Annotated in this window: 13 protein-coding genes; all 13 read left to right on the top strand. The window is 73.8% G+C overall.

The window, feature by feature from the left end; genetic code table 11:
- Nucleotides 1–6 precede the first annotated feature (6 nt).
- The 13 genes from ABZ845_RS29320 (at nt 7) to ABZ845_RS29260 (ending at nt 15,773) form a co-directional block, all read left to right on the top strand.
- On the top strand, nt 7–1,344 hold the full coding sequence (locus ABZ845_RS29320) for a hypothetical protein (RefSeq protein ID WP_360985606.1): 1,338 nt from the start codon (nt 7–9) through the stop codon (nt 1,342–1,344).
- A 65-nt stretch (nt 1,345–1,409) separates the two neighbouring features.
- Complete coding sequence (locus tag ABZ845_RS29315; RefSeq protein WP_360985603.1) at nt 1,410–2,474, top strand: methyltransferase; 1,065 nt, start codon at nt 1,410–1,412, stop codon at nt 2,472–2,474.
- The gene (locus ABZ845_RS29310; RefSeq protein ID WP_360985600.1) at nt 2,471–3,784 is read left to right on the top strand and encodes an MFS transporter; all 1,314 of its coding nucleotides are present in this window, start codon (nt 2,471–2,473) and stop codon (nt 3,782–3,784) included. Before ABZ845_RS29315 ends, ABZ845_RS29310 begins: the two co-directional genes overlap by 4 nt.
- Before the next feature lie 12 nt (nt 3,785–3,796).
- Nucleotides 3,797–4,561 carry a GNAT family N-acetyltransferase gene (locus ABZ845_RS29305; protein WP_360985597.1) on the top strand — a complete coding sequence of 255 codons (765 nt, stop codon included), beginning with the start codon at nt 3,797–3,799 and terminating at the stop codon, nt 4,559–4,561.
- A 10-nt stretch (nt 4,562–4,571) separates the two neighbouring features.
- Entirely contained in the window at nt 4,572–5,873 is a 1,302-nt protein-coding gene (locus ABZ845_RS29300; protein ID WP_360985594.1) for a hypothetical protein, read from the top strand.
- 11 nt (nt 5,874–5,884) lie between these two features.
- Nucleotides 5,885–6,289, top strand: a complete 405-nt coding sequence (locus ABZ845_RS29295; protein WP_360985591.1) for a cupin domain-containing protein — start codon at nt 5,885–5,887, stop codon at nt 6,287–6,289.
- Nucleotides 6,286–7,395 (top strand): histidinol-phosphate transaminase, encoded by a 1,110-nt coding sequence (locus ABZ845_RS29290; RefSeq protein ID WP_360985588.1) that lies wholly within the window; start codon nt 6,286–6,288, stop codon nt 7,393–7,395. The genes ABZ845_RS29295 and ABZ845_RS29290 overlap by 4 nt, the downstream gene beginning before the upstream one ends.
- A complete protein-coding gene (locus tag ABZ845_RS29285) occupies nt 7,392–8,015 on the top strand; it encodes a GNAT family N-acetyltransferase (protein ID WP_360985585.1) in 624 nt (207 codons plus the stop codon). Before ABZ845_RS29290 ends, ABZ845_RS29285 begins: the two co-directional genes overlap by 4 nt.
- A 108-nt stretch (nt 8,016–8,123) precedes the next feature.
- Nucleotides 8,124–9,527, top strand: coding sequence for a lysine 2,3-aminomutase (locus ABZ845_RS29280; protein ID WP_360985582.1), 1,404 nt, complete (start codon nt 8,124–8,126; stop codon nt 9,525–9,527).
- Nucleotides 9,528–9,532: 5 nt separating this feature from the next.
- Nucleotides 9,533–12,265, top strand: coding sequence for a lysine 5,6-aminomutase subunit alpha (locus ABZ845_RS29275; RefSeq protein ID WP_360985579.1), 2,733 nt, complete (start codon nt 9,533–9,535; stop codon nt 12,263–12,265).
- Nucleotides 12,262–13,092: an OAM dimerization domain-containing protein gene (locus tag ABZ845_RS29270; protein WP_360985576.1), complete on the top strand. Its 831-nt coding sequence runs from the start codon at nt 12,262–12,264 to the stop codon at nt 13,090–13,092. Before ABZ845_RS29275 ends, ABZ845_RS29270 begins: the two co-directional genes overlap by 4 nt.
- Entirely contained in the window at nt 13,089–14,690 is a 1,602-nt protein-coding gene (locus ABZ845_RS29265; RefSeq protein ID WP_360985573.1) for an amino acid adenylation domain-containing protein, read from the top strand. The genes ABZ845_RS29270 and ABZ845_RS29265 overlap by 4 nt, the downstream gene beginning before the upstream one ends.
- An 87-nt stretch (nt 14,691–14,777) precedes the next feature.
- On the top strand, nt 14,778–15,773 hold the full coding sequence (locus ABZ845_RS29260) for an LLM class flavin-dependent oxidoreductase (RefSeq protein WP_360985570.1): 996 nt from the start codon (nt 14,778–14,780) through the stop codon (nt 15,771–15,773).
- Nucleotides 15,774–15,919: the final 146 nt, after the last annotated feature.

Raw genomic sequence — 15,919 nt, 5'->3', positions numbered from 1 at the left:
CCCGCTGTGGCCGACTCCCGTTCCCGGACCCCGCGAACGACGCTCATGGACCTGCCGCGCGTGCTCGCGCTGTCCGCCCGTGACCCCGAGGCCCTGGCCGAGATGCGCCACCGCCTGGCCGCCCGGCTGGAGAACACTCCCGACGCCGACTGCGACGACGTGGTTCTCACCCTGCACACCGGCCGGGAACGCTTTCCCTGCCGGGACGCCGTGACGGGCACCGGCGGCGAGGAACTCGCCCGTCTGCTCCGGCAGAGCGCCGAGGGCGGTCTGTGTGCGGTCCGGACACCCGGCGACGGGCCCGTTGTCGTCCTCGACGCATCGCCGTCCGCATACGGTGCGGTGGATCTGCCCGAGGTCGCCGACGCGCTGCGCCTCGCGGAGGACGTCTGCCCTGACGGCGTGGACGCCGCCGCTGCCCGCACCGTCGCTCTGCAGTACGGCCTGGTGGCCTGGCTGCGCGCCCGCCGGGTGGAGCCCCGCGCGGTGCACGGGGAGGGGCTGGGCGCCCTTGCCGCCGCGGCGGCGAGCGGCGTCCTCCCGCTGCCGGACGCGTTGCGCGCCGCCGCCGGAGGCACCCCCCGGATGAGCACCGGTGTGTCCGGCGCCCCCGGAGCGACCGTGGTGCGCATCGGCGCGCCCGGCCCGCAGACACCCGACGAGCTCGTCCTGGACCCGGCGGACGGCGCCTCGTACGCGCACGTGCTGGCCGGACTGTGGCGTCGCGGCTACGACGTGGACACCACCCTCGGCCGGCCCGGCCGCCGGGTCCGGCTGCCCGGCCACCCCTTCCGGCGCCGCGAACCGGGCGGCCCCACTCCTGCGGGCGCCGAAGTGACACGCCCGCTCACCCCGTACGAACAGCGCTGGCTGTTCTACGACCTGGTCAGGCACGGCTCGTCCGGCGACCACAACGTGGCCGTCGCGGCGGTCGCACCGGGGCGCCCGCCCGCCCCCGAGGCGCTGGACGACGCCTTCGCCGAACTCCAGCGGCGGCACCCGGTCCTGCGCACCGTCTTCAGCGAACCGGGCGGTCGCTGGCGGGCCCGTACTCTCTCCGGCCCCGAGGCCCGGCTCACCCATATCGCGCCCGTCCCGGACGGCGGCCCGCAGCGGCTGCGGGAGACGGTGCTGGACGCGGCCCGGGGACCCCTCGAACTGCGCGACGTGCCGCTCCTGCGCTGCTGCGTCGGCGCCGGATCCGCCCACTGGGCCCTGGCGCTCGCGGTCTACGAACCGCTGACCGCCACGGCGGACCCCGGCCGGCTGCTCGCCGAACTCATGCGACTCGCCGGTGCCGACGCGTACGACCACACGCCGCTCACCGAGCCCGAACCCGTCTGACCTGTCACGGTCACCGGCCAACCCCGCACGACCCCACCTCGCACCCACCGCAGATCGGAATCGCGATGACCGTCCTGAACACCCCGCCCACCGCCCTGCCCGCCGACTGGTACGGGGCCGCCCCCGCCCCGATCGGCGTCGACCAGGCCTTCAACGGCTATGTGGCCGCCACCGTGGTCCACACTCTCGACCGGCTCGGCGTCCTGGACCGCCTGGCCGCCGAACCCCGCCTGGACATCCCGGACTTCGTACGCGGCGCGGGACCCGCGGTCCGCGAGCGGGTCGTCCGCGAGGTACTGAGGGCCGCGGCCGTCTGCGGCTGGCTCCGGCTGGAGGACGACGCAGACATCGCTGTCCTGACCGACGCCGGACACGAGACGATCCGGATGCGCGGCTACTTCACCTGGGCGGTCGGCGGCTACAGCGACGTCTTCTCCGGTGCCGCCAGGCTGGCCACCGGCGAGGCGACGTTCGGCGCCGACCTGCTGCGCGACGAGGCTATGGTCGCCCTCGGCTCCGGCCAGAACGACCGCTCGTTCATGTCGGGCACCCTCGACGAGGTCCTGGCCGGCATCGACTTCCGCACCATCGCCGACCTCGGCAGCGGAATCTCCGCCCGCGTCACCCGTGTCGTCGGCGCCCGCCCCGGCACCCGCGGCCTGGGACTGGACATCAGCGGCCCCGCGACGGAACTCGGCCACCGCACCATCGCCGAGGCCGGACTCCAGGACCGGGTGCGGGCCGTCCAGGCCGATGTGCTCGACGTGTGCCACCGCGACGCCCATCGCGAGTCCATCGCCGAGGTGGACACCGTGATGAGCTTCTTCCTCCTGCACGACCTGCTGGCCGACCCCGTCACGCGACCGCATCTGTTCACCCGCCTGCGCGAGGCGTTCCCGTCCGCCCGGACCTTCGTGCTCGCCGACACCATGCTGCGCCCCGACGCCGAGGGATCCGCCACGCTCCCCGTGTTCTCCCTCGGCTACGAGCTGGCGCACGCGCTGATGGGCGTGCCGCTGCACACGAAGGAGACGTACGAGGAGTTGTTCGCCGCCGCAGGTCTCCACCCCGTGCGCACGGTCCCCTTCGGAACCCCGCACTCGTGGCTGTACGTCCTGGAGGCGCGGTGAGCACCAACCCCTTCGCGGTCGTGCGGGAGTTCACCCCGCGCACCCGGGCCGTGCTGGCCGTCAACGCCGTCAACTCCCTCGGCGGCGGTCTGGTCCTGCCCTTCCTGTGGATCTACCTCGGCCAGGTCCGCGGCCTGGCCTCGTGGGTCCCCGCCGCCACCCTCGCCGTCCAGGCGGCCACCTCGGTCGCCGGCGGCCTCGCCTGGGGCACGGTACTGGACCGGCTCGCGCCCCGCGGCGTGGTCACGCTGGTGATGTGCGTGGCGGGCGCGGGCACCGGTCTGTACGCGTTCGCCACATCGGCGCCGCTCGCGCTGAGCGCCGCGGTCGTCTACGGACTCGGCATCAGCGGGGTGGGCACGGTCCTGCGCTACCTGTACGCCGGTGCCGCCACGGCCCGGGAGCGCGGGCTCGCCTTCTCCGCCGACTACGCCGTCTTCAACGCGATGACAGGGCTCGGCGTCCTCGTCGGCGGCCTGGTCGCCGCGTCGGGACCGGGCTCCCGCGGGGCCCGGTTCGCCGCGCTCTACCTCGCCGACGGATGCACCTTCCTGGCCGCCGGCGCAGCCTTCCTCCTGCTGCTCCCACGCATCGAACGCAACGGCGGCGGCAAGCCGGCGAAGGAGGCGCCCGCCGGTTACCGCGAGGTGCTCGGACAGCGGACGCCGGCGGTGCTCCTGCTGGTCCTGACGCTGTGCTCGCTCGTGTCGTACGGGCAGCTCAAGTCCGGGCTGCCCGGCTACCTCACGGCAGGCGGCGCGGTCGGCCCGGAAGGGCTGTCCGGGACCTTCGCGGTGAACGTCGTCGTCGCTGTGCTCACGCAAGTCGTCGTCGGCGAGCGTGTCCAGAGGATGCGGCGCAGCACCGTGCTGTCGGTCACCGGCGCACTCTGGGCGGCGGCATGGGCCGTCGTCCTGGTCGCGGGACGCCAGCACGGCGCCGTCGCGACGGCCACCGCCATGGCCGGGGTGCTGCTGCTCTCGGTGGGGGAGGCCCTGGTCTTCCCCGTGGTCACCGGGCTGCTCAACGACCTCGCCGCGGAACGGGTCCGGGGCCGGGTCAACGCCATGCTGTCGGTGGCCGTGTCCACCGGCTCGGTGGCGGGCCCCCTCCTCGCCGGAGCCACCCTCCCGATCGCCGACGGCCTCCCTCTGGTCGTCGCCCTCATCGCCGTCTGCGTGGCGGTGGCCATGGTGGGGCGTGCGCTGCGCGCAACCCTTCCCGCCGACGTCGACCTGCCCACCGAGGCCGACGAGTCCGGCGCCGCAGTCACCGCATCCTCACCTGTCCCCGCCGCCAGCGGCTCCTAGGAGGCACCCGTCATGCAGAACTGGCCGCTGAGCGGCATCACCGCGCGCACCCCGCTCGTCGAACTGCGCTGGCCCACCCCGCAGGATCTCGACGCCCTCGCCGCGCTGGGCGCCGAAGGCGTGCACACCCCCGGGTTCATGCCCTTCTTCTCCCAGTGGACGGACGGCGAACCGGCCACCGTCGCCCGGCGCGTCCTCCAGCGCCACTGGAACGCCATGGCCAACTGGACCCCCGAGGACTGGACTCTCTACCTGGTGGTCGTGCACGACGGCCAGGTGGTCGGCTCCCAGTCGCTCGGCGCCCGTGACTTCGCGGTGACCCGCGAGGTGCTGCTGACCTCCTGGCTCGGCCTGCGCCACCAGGGCCTCGGCCTGGGCGGGCACGCGCGCGCCGCCGTACTGGAACTGGCCTTCGCCGGCCTCGGCGCGCAGGAGGCGTTCTCCGTGGTGCGGCGGGAGAACACCGCTTCCCAGGCGGTGTGCCGCAAGTTCGGCTTCTCCCACGACGGGACGCAGGTCAACGCCGTACGCGGACAGCGCGCCGTCAGCGATCGCTACCGGCTGCACCGCGCCGGCTGGGAGACCGCCGCCCGGCACATCCCCGTGGAACTCGGCGGCGTGGAACCGGCGCTCGCCATGTTCGGCGCCGAGACGGCCGGGGCCGAGACGGCCGGGGCCGAGACGGCCGGGGTCGCGACGCCCACGGGGGCGACCGCACTGGCCGCCACGCTCTCCGGCGTCCGCTACGCGCCCGAACCCGACCACGTCGACGCCTGAGGAAACCGCCGTGCCACGCCCTGTCATCGCCGTCGTCTACGACTTCGGCTCCGTCGCCCCCGCGGACATCGTCGACCGCGTCGAACCGCTCGGCGACGTGCTCCTCGCCGTGTGCCGCTCCGCGCACACCGACCAACTCGCCGCGCTGCTGGCCGACCTGGCGCCCGTGGTCGTGCTCGACGGCGACAGTGAGCGCGGCCTCGACGAGGCCGCCGTACGACTGCGCGACCACCGGCCCGACGCCCTGCTGACCTTCAGCGAGCGCCGGCTGGGCACGACGTCGGGGCTCGCCGAGCGACTGGGGCTGCCGTTCCACGACGCCGCCACCGTAAGGCTGCTGACGGACAAGTACGAGCAGCGGCGCAGGCTCCAGGAGCGTGGCGTCGACCCGGTGCGCGCCCGGCTGCTGCGCACACCCCAGGACTGGGCGCCCGCACTCGACTCGGTGGGCCTTCCCGCGGTGCTCAAGCCGGTGCGCGGCGAGGGCTCCCGCAGCACTCACCTGGTGCGGGACGCGGCCACGGGTGCCGCCCTCGCCGAACGCCTGCTCACGGCCCCGGCGGCAGAGGGCGGCGAGGACGCCCTGGTGCTGGAGGAGTACCTCACGGGCACGGGACGGGGGCCGTTCGGCGACCACGTGTCGGTGGAGAGCGCAGTCGTCGGCGGCCGGGTCACCCACTGGGCGGTCACGGGCAAGTTCCCGCTGGACCCGCCCTTCCGCGAGGTCGGCCATTTCTGGCCCGCACCCCTGACCGGCGCCGAGCGCCCCGTGGTGCTCGACCTGGCCGCTCGTGCCGTCGAAGCGCTCGGTGTGCGCACCGGAATCACCCACACCGAGATCAAACTGACCGCGGCGGGCCCCCGCCTGATCGAGGTCAACGGCAGACTGGGCGGCTTCCAGAGCGGCCTCGCCCGGCTGGCGGGCGGTCTGGACCCGGTGGCCCTGGCGGCCCGCCTGGCCCTGGGCGGCCCCGCACCCGCCGAGGGGGCGCCCGAGGACCGCGTGGTGTACGCCCGGGCCGTGCCGACACCCGCCGAGGGCGGCGTGCTGACCCGCGTACACGGCGTCGCCGACGTGCTGGCCCTGCCCGGCGTCGAGAGCTACGAGACCCGGGTACGGCCCGGTACACGGGTTGAACCCGGCGTCGCGACCGGGGAGTTGGGCGTTCTGTGGGGAACCGCGGACGACCACGCCGCCATGGTCGCCGTGCTGGAACGTGCCCTGGCCACCCTCACCCACGGCTTCGCCGCCGACCCCAGCACCCCGGACACCGCCGCGGCCACCTCTGCCGCCACCACCTCCGACGGATGAAAGGCCGACCGATGACCACCGAAACGCCGCCTCCCGCCCCCCGAGCGACCGGCGCCCAAGTCCGCACCGACATACCGCGGTTCCTGCCGGTGGCGGGACACCACGACCCGGCCCCGTTCTATCTGACCGCGGACATGTTCGGCGGAGTCCCCGTCGAACTGGCCGGCGGACCCATCAGCCACCTGGTGGGCAGGCCGGTCGCCGACCCGCACCGCCATGAGGTCGACGAGATCTACTTCCTGGTGTCGCCCAACCCGGGTGGGGCGCGCATCGACGTCCTCGTCGACGGCGACCACCACGAGCTGACCTCCCCGGCCCTTCTGCGCGTCCCCGCGGGCGCTGAGCACCGCTTCCTCACCCTGGAGGCCGAGCCCGGCAGTTACTGCTTCGGACTCCTGCTCGGCGGCGAACGATGACCGCCCCGGCCGCCCCCACCGCTCCAGCCGTCCGGCGGACCCCGTCCTGCGGCGCCCCGCTGCGGCTGCACCTCAGCGAGAGTCCCTTCGGACCCAGTCCCCACGCCGTGAGGGCCGCCCACGAGGCGATCGACGGCACCGGCACCTATCCCGACCCCGCGCGCACCGCGCCCGCGCACGCCATCGCCGATCTCCTGGGCGTCCGTCCCGAGCAGATCGCCGTGGCCAACGGCAGCGACGAGCTCGTCCTGCTCACCGCGCTGAGCCTGGGCGACGTGCGGCGGCCCGGGGTGACCACCGCGGGAACCTTCCCCGGCTACCGGATCTGTCTGGAGAACGTGCGGCGCGGCTGCCGCGAGATCCCCCTGGACGGCACGGCACCGGGAGTGGCGGCGCTCGCCGACGCCTTCGGCGGCGCGGGCATCGCGTATGTGTGCAACCCGCACAACCCCACCGGCGGCGCCCTGGACCGGGCCGCGTTCGACCTCCTCGTGGAACGCGCCGCGACGACCGGAGTGCCGCTCGTCGTGGACGAGGCGTATCTGGATTTCGCCCCGCCCGGCACCCCGCAGGTGCTCGACCACCTCTCCACAGGCGCGCCGGTGCTCGCGCTGCGCACCTTCTCGAAGGCGCACGGCCTGGCCGGGCTGCGAATCGGTTACGCCGTCGGCAGCGCGGAGTTGGTCGCCCGGTTGCGCGAGGCGCAGGCAACCATGCCGTTCAGCGTCAACCGGGCAGCCCAGGCCGCCTCCGTGGCCGCGCTCGCCGACCGCGTGCACCTGGACCGGGTGCGGAGCGGCAACGCCGAGGCAAGGGAACGCCTCCGCGCGGACCTCGCAGCCCGGGGCCGCCATGCGCTGCCGTCGGTGACCAACTTCCTCGCCGTGCCGGTTCAGGACTCCGCGCGGGCCGAGCTGCTGCTCGAGCGCGACCACGGGATCCTCGTCCGCGACGCGGGCCGCTTCGGACTGCACGGGCACCTGCGGATCTCCGTCGGCGACGCCGCGCACTCCGGCCGACTCCTCGACGCACTCGACGCCGTCGACCCCACCGCCTCTCCGGCCCCCTCGGCCGTGTCCCGCACCACAGCACAGGAGCAGCAGTGACACATGTGATCGCCCTCGACCCGCACGACCGCTACGGCGTTCTCCCGGCGTCCGCCGAACTCCCGGACGGCTGGCGGCTCACCGGCTGGTGCGGCGAAGAGCAGACCTGCCGACGCCAGGTCGCCGAACGCCCGTCGGCGGCCCTGGACACCGAGCGGCTGAGGCTGCGCGAGGTCCTGCCGGCCGAGGCCCCGGAACTGAAGGAGGGCAAGTCCGCCGGCCTCGACTGGCTGGGCGGAACACCCGGCGAGGGCTCCCAGGAGGCCGCGGGCCTGCTCGCCGGCGCCCACGCGGCGGGGCTGCACCGCTCCGGCTGGGGCATGTACGTGCTCGTGCGCCGCGAGGACGGTCTCGTCGTCGGCGGGATGGGCTTCCACGGGCCGCCGGCGGAGGGCCATGCCGAGATCGGCTTCGACCTGCACCCGGACGCCCGCGGCAGGGGGTATGCGACAGAGGCGCTCTCTGCGCTGGCCCACTGGGCGCTGCGGCAAGACGGCGTCGACACGGTCCTCGCCACGACCACGCAGGACAACACCCCCTCCCAGGGCGTCATGGAACGCGCCGGCTTCGGCCGCCGCCCCGACCGCGACGGACTGCTCGTCTACGCCCTCACTCGCTGACGCGACGTCAGCCTTCATTCGTCCCGGGGGCGTTGCACGGCCGCCGCCGCGCGATGCCCCCGTCCGATCCCACCCGCCGCCCGTGGCCGGGAGAAACCGAGGCACCCCGTGAAAACCGCACCCCCGCCGGCCGCGCCGCCCTCCCAGGCGGTGTCCGGCGCGCCGGCCCAGCCGTACGGCTACCGTCGCCACGAGGCCGTCGAACCGGACTGGCGGCGCTTCCCGGCCTGGCGGCAGGTCACTCCCTCCCAGTGGCGCGACCCGCAGTGGCAGCGCGCCCACTGCGTCAAGGGCGCACGCCAGCTGCGCGAGGTGGCAGGAACCGGACTCGACGACGCCTTCTACGAGGACCTCGCCGCCGACCAGCGCCGGCACGCGACGATGCCGGTCCTGCTCACCCCGCAGGTGCTCAACACCATCGCCCCGGACACCGCCCCCGAGGCCACCGCCTGGTACGCCGACCCCGTCCGCCGCTACATGCTGCCGGTCGCCAGCGACCGCCATCCGAGGTGGCCCAGCCACCCCCTCGCCTCCCGCGACTCCCTGCACGAGGCGGAGATGTGGGTGGTCGAGGGACTCACCCACCGCTACCCGACCAAGGTGCTCGCCGAACTCGTCACCACCTGCCCGCAGTACTGCGGACACTGCACCCGCATGGACCTGGTCGGCACCTCCACCCCACAGGTCGACAAGTACCGCTTCGTGCTGCGGCCGGCGGACCGGCTCGACCGGATGATCGCCTATCTGAAGGCCACCCCCACCGTGCGCGACGTCGTGGTCTCCGGGGGCGACGTGGCCAATGTGCCCTGGCCCAGGCTGCGTTCCTTCGTCGACCGCCTTCTCGACCTGGACAACGTCCGTGACATCAGGCTCGCCAGCAAGGGGCTGATCGGGCTGCCCCAGCACTGGCTCGCCCCCGACGTCCTCGACGGCATGGCACAGCTCGCCGCCAAGGCCTCCGCGCGCGGTGTGGGCCTCGCGATGCACACCCACGCCAACAACGTTCAGCAGGTGACCCCGCTGGTCGCCGAGGCGTCCAGGGCACTGCTGGGCGCGGGGCTGCGCGACGTACGCAACCAGGGCGTGCTCCTGCACGGCGTCAACCACACGCCCGAGGCCCTGCTCGACCTGTGCTTCGCGCTGCTCGACACCGCCCAGATCATGCCGTACTACTTCTACCTCTGCGACATCGTGCCCGGCGCCGAGCACTGGCGGCTGCCGCTCGCCGAGGCACAGCGGCTCCAGCACGCCATCATGGGCTACCTCCCCGGATTCGCCACGCCCCGCCTCGTGTGCGACGTCCCCTACGTCGGCAAGCGGTGGGTGCACCAGGCCGACGCCTACGACCGCCAACTCGGCATCTCCGACTGGTCGAAGAACTATCTGACCTCGGTGGAGCACGACGCGCCCGAGGCGCTGCGCCGCACCTACCACTACTACGACCCGCTGCACACCCTGCCCGAGGCCGGGCAGGCGCACTGGGCGCAGTGGCAGCCAGGGGAGGAGCGGTGACGGCGGTGGACACGACCGCGGGGTCGCCTCTCGGCCTGCACCGGGTGCTCGACCCGGCCGGCGTACTGCCGCAGGCCGCCACCCGGCTCGACCCCGACCCCCGGCTGCGCGACGACGAACTGCGCATCGACGTGGAGTACCTCAACCTCGACGCCGCCTCCTACCGCCAGCTCCACGAGGAGCACGGCGGCGACGGGGGCGCCATCCGGGAGGCCGTGCGGCGGATCGTCCGCGAGCGCGGAAAGATGCACAACCCGGTCACCGGCTCGGGCGGCATGCTGATCGGCACAGTGGCGGAGGCTGGTCCGCGCACCCCGCTCGGCCTCAAGCCGGGCGACCGGGTGGCGAGTCTGGTCTCCCTCACCCTCACCCCGCTGGAGCTGACCGACGCACTGCGGGACTGGGACGGACTCGGCGAGCGCGTTCCGGCCCGAGGGCATGCCATCCTCTTCGGGCGCTCGGTGGCCGCGGCCCTCCCGGCGGACCTGCCCGACGAGCTCTCCCTCGCGGTCCTCGACGTATGCGGGGCGCCCGCGCTGACGTCCCGTACCGTCGCGGAGCACACCGCCCGGACGGGCAGGGCTCCCTCGGTGGCCGTACTCGGCGCGGCGGGCAAGTCGGGCTGCCTGGCACTCGCGGCGGCGCGCCGGGCCGGAGCCGGACGCCTGGTGGGCGTGGTCCCGGACGCCGAGGAGGAGGCCGCGCTCACGGCCTCCGGCCTCGCGGACACCGTGGTGCGGGCCGACGCCCGCGACGCGGTCGCGCTCAGCGCGCGGCTGGCGGAGCTCGGCGGACCCGCCGACATCACCGTGGTCTGCACCGATGTGCCCGGTTGCGAGCACGCGGCGGTGCTGGCGACCCGGGACGGCGGCACCGTGGTGTTCTTCTCGATGGCCACCTCGTTCCCCGCCGCCGCCCTCGGTGCCGAGGGACTGCGCGCCGACGTCACCATGCTCATCGGCAACGGCTACCAGCCGGGTCATGCCGAGCACGCTCTGGACCTGGTGCGCAGCGAGCCCGGGGTGCGCTCGCTGTTCGCCCGCCGGCTCGGGGCGGGGCAGCACGCTCAGTCCACGGAGTGCGGCGGACGGGCCGCCCGGCCCGGTTCCGAGCCGGTTCGCCCCGCGGCCTCCCGGGTCGTGGAAGGCAGGACCGCCGGGAAACTGGACCTGGACCCGCACCTGGTCCGCAGGGCCCGGGAGCTGGCCGTGCGAGCCGGTCGCCCCGTGGTGGACCTGGCGAGGTCCCACACCACCGTGGCGGTGGAGCGCGCCACGCTGCGTCTGGCCGGACTGTCCGGCGCCGACGCGGAGGGCATCCCCTGGGCCAACCGCCTGGTCGACGCCGTACGCGACCAGGTCGGCCTGGAACACGGAGTGGCCCTTCCGGTGTGGCACGCGCTGCGCACCGGGTCGTGCCGCGATCTCACCGAGCTCGCCGCCCGCGCGACCGCACGGGACGTGTCCTTCCGGCTGCCCGAGGGAGTCGCTGCCAAGGCCGCCGCGGCCGACGCCCGCCGCGCGACGGCCGCCGGGCTGTCGGTGATCGACGCGCGGCGCCAGGAGCGTGAGCGCCTGATCCGCGGGTGGGGAGAGCCCACGGGGCCGCTGGTCTATCTGATCGTGGCCACCGGCGACATCCACGAGGACGTACGGCAGGCCGTGGCGGCGGCCCGCGGCGGCGCCGACGTCATCGCCGTCATCCGCTCCACCGGACAGTCCCTGCTCGACTACGTACCGCACGGCGCGACCCGCGAGGGCTACGCGGGCACCTACGCGACACAGGAGAACTTCCGCCTGATGCGCGCCGCGCTGGACGAGGTCTCGGCCGAACTCGGCCGCTATGTGCGCCTCACCAACTACGCGTCCGGGCTGTGCATGCCGGAGATCGCCGTACTGGCGGGCCTGGAGCGGCTCGACATGATGCTCAACGACTCCATGTACGGCATCCTCTTCCGCGACATCAACCCCGTACGCACCTTCGTCGACCAGCGCTTCTCCCGCCAGCTGCACGCCCGCGCGGGCATCGTCATCAACACCGGCGAGGACAACTACCTCACCACCGCCGACGCGATGCAGGCCGCCCACACCGTGACGGCCAGTCAGCTCCTGAACGAGTACTTCGGCAAGGAGGCAGGTCTCACCGACGCCCAACTCGGCCTCGGGCACGCTTTCGAGATCGACCCCGGCCTGCCCGACTCGTTCCGGATGGAACTCGCCCACGCGCTGCTCGCCCGTGAGCTGTTCCCCGACGCCCCGCTGAAGTGGATGCCGCCGACCCGCCATATGACCGGCGACATCTTCCGCGGCTACCTCCTCAACGGCTTCTTCAACCTGGCCGGCGCGCTGACCCGGCAGGACATCCTGCTCGTCGGCATGATGACCGAGGCCGTAGTCACCCCCTTCCTGTCCGACCGTGACCTCGCGCTGCAGAACGTCCGCTATGTGATGGACGCGGCCGGCGGCCTCGAGGAGGACTTCCGTCCCGCCCCCGGCGGAGTCATCGCCCGCCGCGCCGACTCTGTGCTCAGGGAGGCCGTGGACCTGCTGGAACGCATCTGCGACCGCGGCCTCCTGGACGCCATCGCCGCCGGGACCTTCGGCGGAATGCGCCGCCCCGTCGACGGCGGACGCGGTCAGGACGGAGTCGCCGAACGGGCCCCCGGCTACCGCAATCCCGCGATCGAACTGCTGGAAACCTCCCCCGAATCCGACCGTGAAGGAGAGCACGTCCGATGAACACCCCCGCCGGGCCGCCGGACGCGGTCCGCCCCTACGGGGACACCACCGACGACGGCATGGTGCAGCTGTCGTTCACCCTCCCCCTGCCCCACGGCCCGCTGGCCGAGGGCGCGGCTCTCCAACTGGCGCGGAGAATGGGCATGGAACGCCCCCTGCTGGTCCATGCCCGCCCGGTGGGAACCGAGTTCAGCTTCTTCGTCGTCTACGGCGCGGTCGGGCACCGCGTCGACCTCGACTCGGTGCGGGTCGTGGAACGGGAGTATCCGCTGCTGTCCGCCCAGGAGGCCAACGAGGCCGTCCACGAGGGGCTGGGACGCGAACTGGTCGTGGTCGGCGCCTGCATCGGCACCGACGCGCACACGGTGGGCATCGACGCCATCCTCAACATCAAGGGGTTCGCGGGCCAGAAGGGCCTCGAGTACTACCTCTCGCTGCGGGTGATCAACCTCGGCGCCCAGGTGTCCGTACCCGATCTGGTCAGCCGGGCGCTGAGCGAGGGCGCCGACGCCGTCCTGGTCTCCCAGGCGGTCACGCAGCGCGACGCGCACCTGTCCAATGTGCGTGAGCTGAGCGCGGAACTGGACACCGCCTACGAGGGGCGCACCAGGCCCCTGCTCGTCGTCGGCGGGCCGCGCTTCGATCCGGCCATGGCGGCAGAACTGGGCGCCGACCGCGTCTTCGGACGCGGAACCACCCCGGACGACGTGGCGAGCTACCTCGTCCACGCCCTGGCCGAGGGGCGGCCCCGGCCCACGGAGGCAGCCGCGGCGCCCGCCGGGCCCGACGGCGGCAAGCCGCCGGTGACCGGCAGGAGCACCGCATGAGCGGGCGCATGCCTGTCGCGGTGACGGACGGACCGGCAGCCGGTACGGGCGAGGACCGGCTCGACCTCAGGTTCCGCGCGGTCGCCGCACGCGACCCCGGCCGCATCGCGGTGACGGACTCTCAGGGCTCAGCCACCTACGGGTGGCTGGCCGAGCACGCCGACGAGGTCACCCGGGCCCTGCGCGGCCGGGTGACGCCCGGGCAGCCGGTCGCCCTGCGCGCCGGGCGGTCCCGGCACGCCCTGGCCGGGATACTCGGCATCCTGGGAGCGGGAGCGTCGTATCTGCCGGTGGACCCCGAGTATCCGCCGGAGCGGCAGAGCTATCTGCTGGACGACTCGGGGGCCGGACTGGTCCTCACCGACGGCGGCCCTGCGCCGGGGGAGACACGGCTCGCACAGCCGGGTCCGCTCCTGCTGGCATCCCGCCCGCCCTCCCCGGGTGCGCCCCTGCTCCCGCCGGACACCGCCTACACCATCTACACCTCGGGTTCGACCGGCGCCCCGAAAGGCTGCGTCGTCGGGCACCGGCAGGTGCTGGCCCTGCTCGACGCCGCGCTGCCGCTGCTCGACGTCGGCGCCGACGACGCGTGGACGCTGTTCCACTCCTGGAGCTTCGACTTCAGCGTCTGGGAGATCTGGGGAGCGCTGCTGTGCGGCGGTCGCGCGGTAGTGGTCGACCGGGACACCGCCGCCGACCCGGACGCCTTCGCCGCGCTGCTGGCGGCTCAGAAGGTGACGGTGCTCAACCAGGTGCCCTCCGCCTTCGGCAACCTGGTCACCGAGGTGACGGAGTCCGGCGTAAGGCTGCCCGCCCTGCGCCGGGTCGTCCTGGGCGGCGAGGCGATGGTCGCCCAGGACATCCGCCGCTGGTGGGACGCGGACACGGCGCCCGCCGCCACGGTCACCAACATGTACGGCATCACCGAGACCACCGTCCACGTCACCCACTGCCCCCTCACACCTCAGGTGCTCGACCAGGCCGGGGCCGGCCGCACACCGATCGGCAGACCGCTGCCCCATCTGACCGTCGAACTGTGCGACGAGCGGGGCGCGCCGGTGCCACCTGGGGAGCCCGGCGAGCTGTGGGTGGGCGGTGCGGGTGTGAGCCATGGTTACCTCGGCAGGCCGGAACTCACCGCCGAACGGTTCCCCGCGGCCCCCGGGGGAACCGGCCGGCGCTACCGCAGCGGTGACTTCGCGGTCGAGGGCGCGGACGGCAGCCTGTACTACGCGGGCCGCATGGACGGTCAGGTCAAGCTGCGCGGATTCCGAATCGAACTCGGTGAGATCGAGGCTGAGTTGAGATCCCTGCCCGGGGTGAGCGGCGCGGCCTGCCTGGTGGACGACAGCGGCCGTACGCCGGTGCTGTGCGCCTACTTGGTCGCCGACCGTGCCACGGCGGGCCCCGCCGGGGTGCGCGCGGCACTCGCCGGGAGGCTGCCCGCCCACATGCTCCCTCAGCGACTGCACTACCTCGACCGCCTGCCGGTCACCCCGCACGGAAAGCTGGACCGTGAGGCCCTGGCCCTGACTCGCATGGCACAGACCATTCGCACGCCGCAGACGACACAAGGCGGTGGTCACCGTGCCGGTTGAGTTCATCGGAATGATCGGGACCAGGGACTCCGAGGGGGCGCCCAAGGGCCGGCCATCGACCCGGCGTTCACGCGGCGGTTCGCCCGTGTGCACGAGGAGGCGGGCTTCGACCGTGTACTGATCGGCCACAGTTCCAGTTCGCCGGACGGCACCCAGGTCGCCGCGTATGTGGCGGCGCACACCGAGCGCCTCGGTCTGCTGCTGGCCCACCGGCCGGGAGTCCCGGCCCCGACCATGGCCGCGCGCTCCTTCGCCACCCTCGACCACTTCAGCGGCGGGCGGCTCGCGGTCCACGTCATCTCCGGCGGTAACGACGCCGAGCAGCGCCGCGACGGCGACTGCCTGGGCAAGGACGACCGCTACGCCCGTACCGACGAGTTCCTGGAGGTGGTGAAGCGGTCGTGGAGCGAGGAGGAGGGATTCGGCCACGGCGGCCGCTTCTACCGCTTCGACGACTTCCGCTCAGAGGTCCGGCCGCTGCAACACCCGTGCATCCCACTGTACTTCGGTGGATCCTCGCCCGCCGCGTACCGGGTGGGCGGCAAGCACGCGGATGTGTTCGCCCTGTGGGGTGAGCCCTTGGCGCAGACCGCGGAGCAGATCGCCGCCGTGCACGCCCAGGCACGCGCGGCGGGACGCACCGTGATGCCGAGGATCAGCGTCTCGTTCCGCCCCGTTCTCGGACGGACCGAGGAGGAGGCCTGGGAGCGGGCGTACGGCATCCTCGACGCAATCCGCAGCCGAGTGACAGCCGGTTCGTTCTTCAACCGCAGTCGGCCGCCGCTGCCGCTCGGCCCGTCCTCCAGGCCCGAGAACGCGGGCTCCCAGCGGCTGCTGGGCCGCGGCGGCCAGGGGCGAGCGCCACGACCGCGCCCTGTGGACGGCACCGGCCGCCGCCACCGGGGCGGCAGGCAACTCCACAGCCTTGGTGGGCACTCCGGAGACGGTGGCCCGTGCTCTGCTCGACTATGCGGACATCGGGGTGACGACTTTCCTGCTGCGCGGATACGAACCGCTGTCGGACGCGGCGGAGTTCGGGCGGACGCTGATTCCCCTGGTCCGCCAGGAGATCGAGCACCGTGAGCGGTCGGCGGCCACCGAGACCGCAGTGGTCGCCGCGGGGTGATCCGGTGGCGCGCCCATCCGGGGCGCGCCACCACGACGGCGGGGGGGGGGGGGGGGGGGGGGGGCCCGGGGGCCGCGGGAGCCCCGCGGGCTAAACACTAAAA

The organism is Streptomyces sp. NPDC047022 (genome assembly GCF_040644155.1).
Taxonomy (GTDB): domain Bacteria; phylum Actinomycetota; class Actinomycetes; order Streptomycetales; family Streptomycetaceae; genus Streptomyces.
The sequence above is the reverse complement of the archived record's forward strand: the minus strand, read 5'-3'. Positions and strand labels throughout refer to the sequence as shown.

Coding starts and splice junctions, on each gene's coding strand:
- ABZ845_RS29315 (WP_360985603.1), top strand. CDS start 1,410: ATGACCGTCCTGAACACCCCGCCCACCGCCCTGCCCGCCGACTGGTAC.
- ABZ845_RS29305 (WP_360985597.1), top strand. CDS start 3,797: ATGCAGAACTGGCCGCTGAGCGGCATCACCGCGCGCACCCCGCTCGTC.
- ABZ845_RS29295 (WP_360985591.1), top strand. CDS start 5,885: ATGACCACCGAAACGCCGCCTCCCGCCCCCCGAGCGACCGGCGCCCAA.
- ABZ845_RS29290 (WP_360985588.1), top strand. CDS start 6,286: ATGACCGCCCCGGCCGCCCCCACCGCTCCAGCCGTCCGGCGGACCCCG.
- ABZ845_RS29270 (WP_360985576.1), top strand. CDS start 12,262: ATGAACACCCCCGCCGGGCCGCCGGACGCGGTCCGCCCCTACGGGGAC.
- ABZ845_RS29265 (WP_360985573.1), top strand. CDS start 13,089: ATGAGCGGGCGCATGCCTGTCGCGGTGACGGACGGACCGGCAGCCGGT.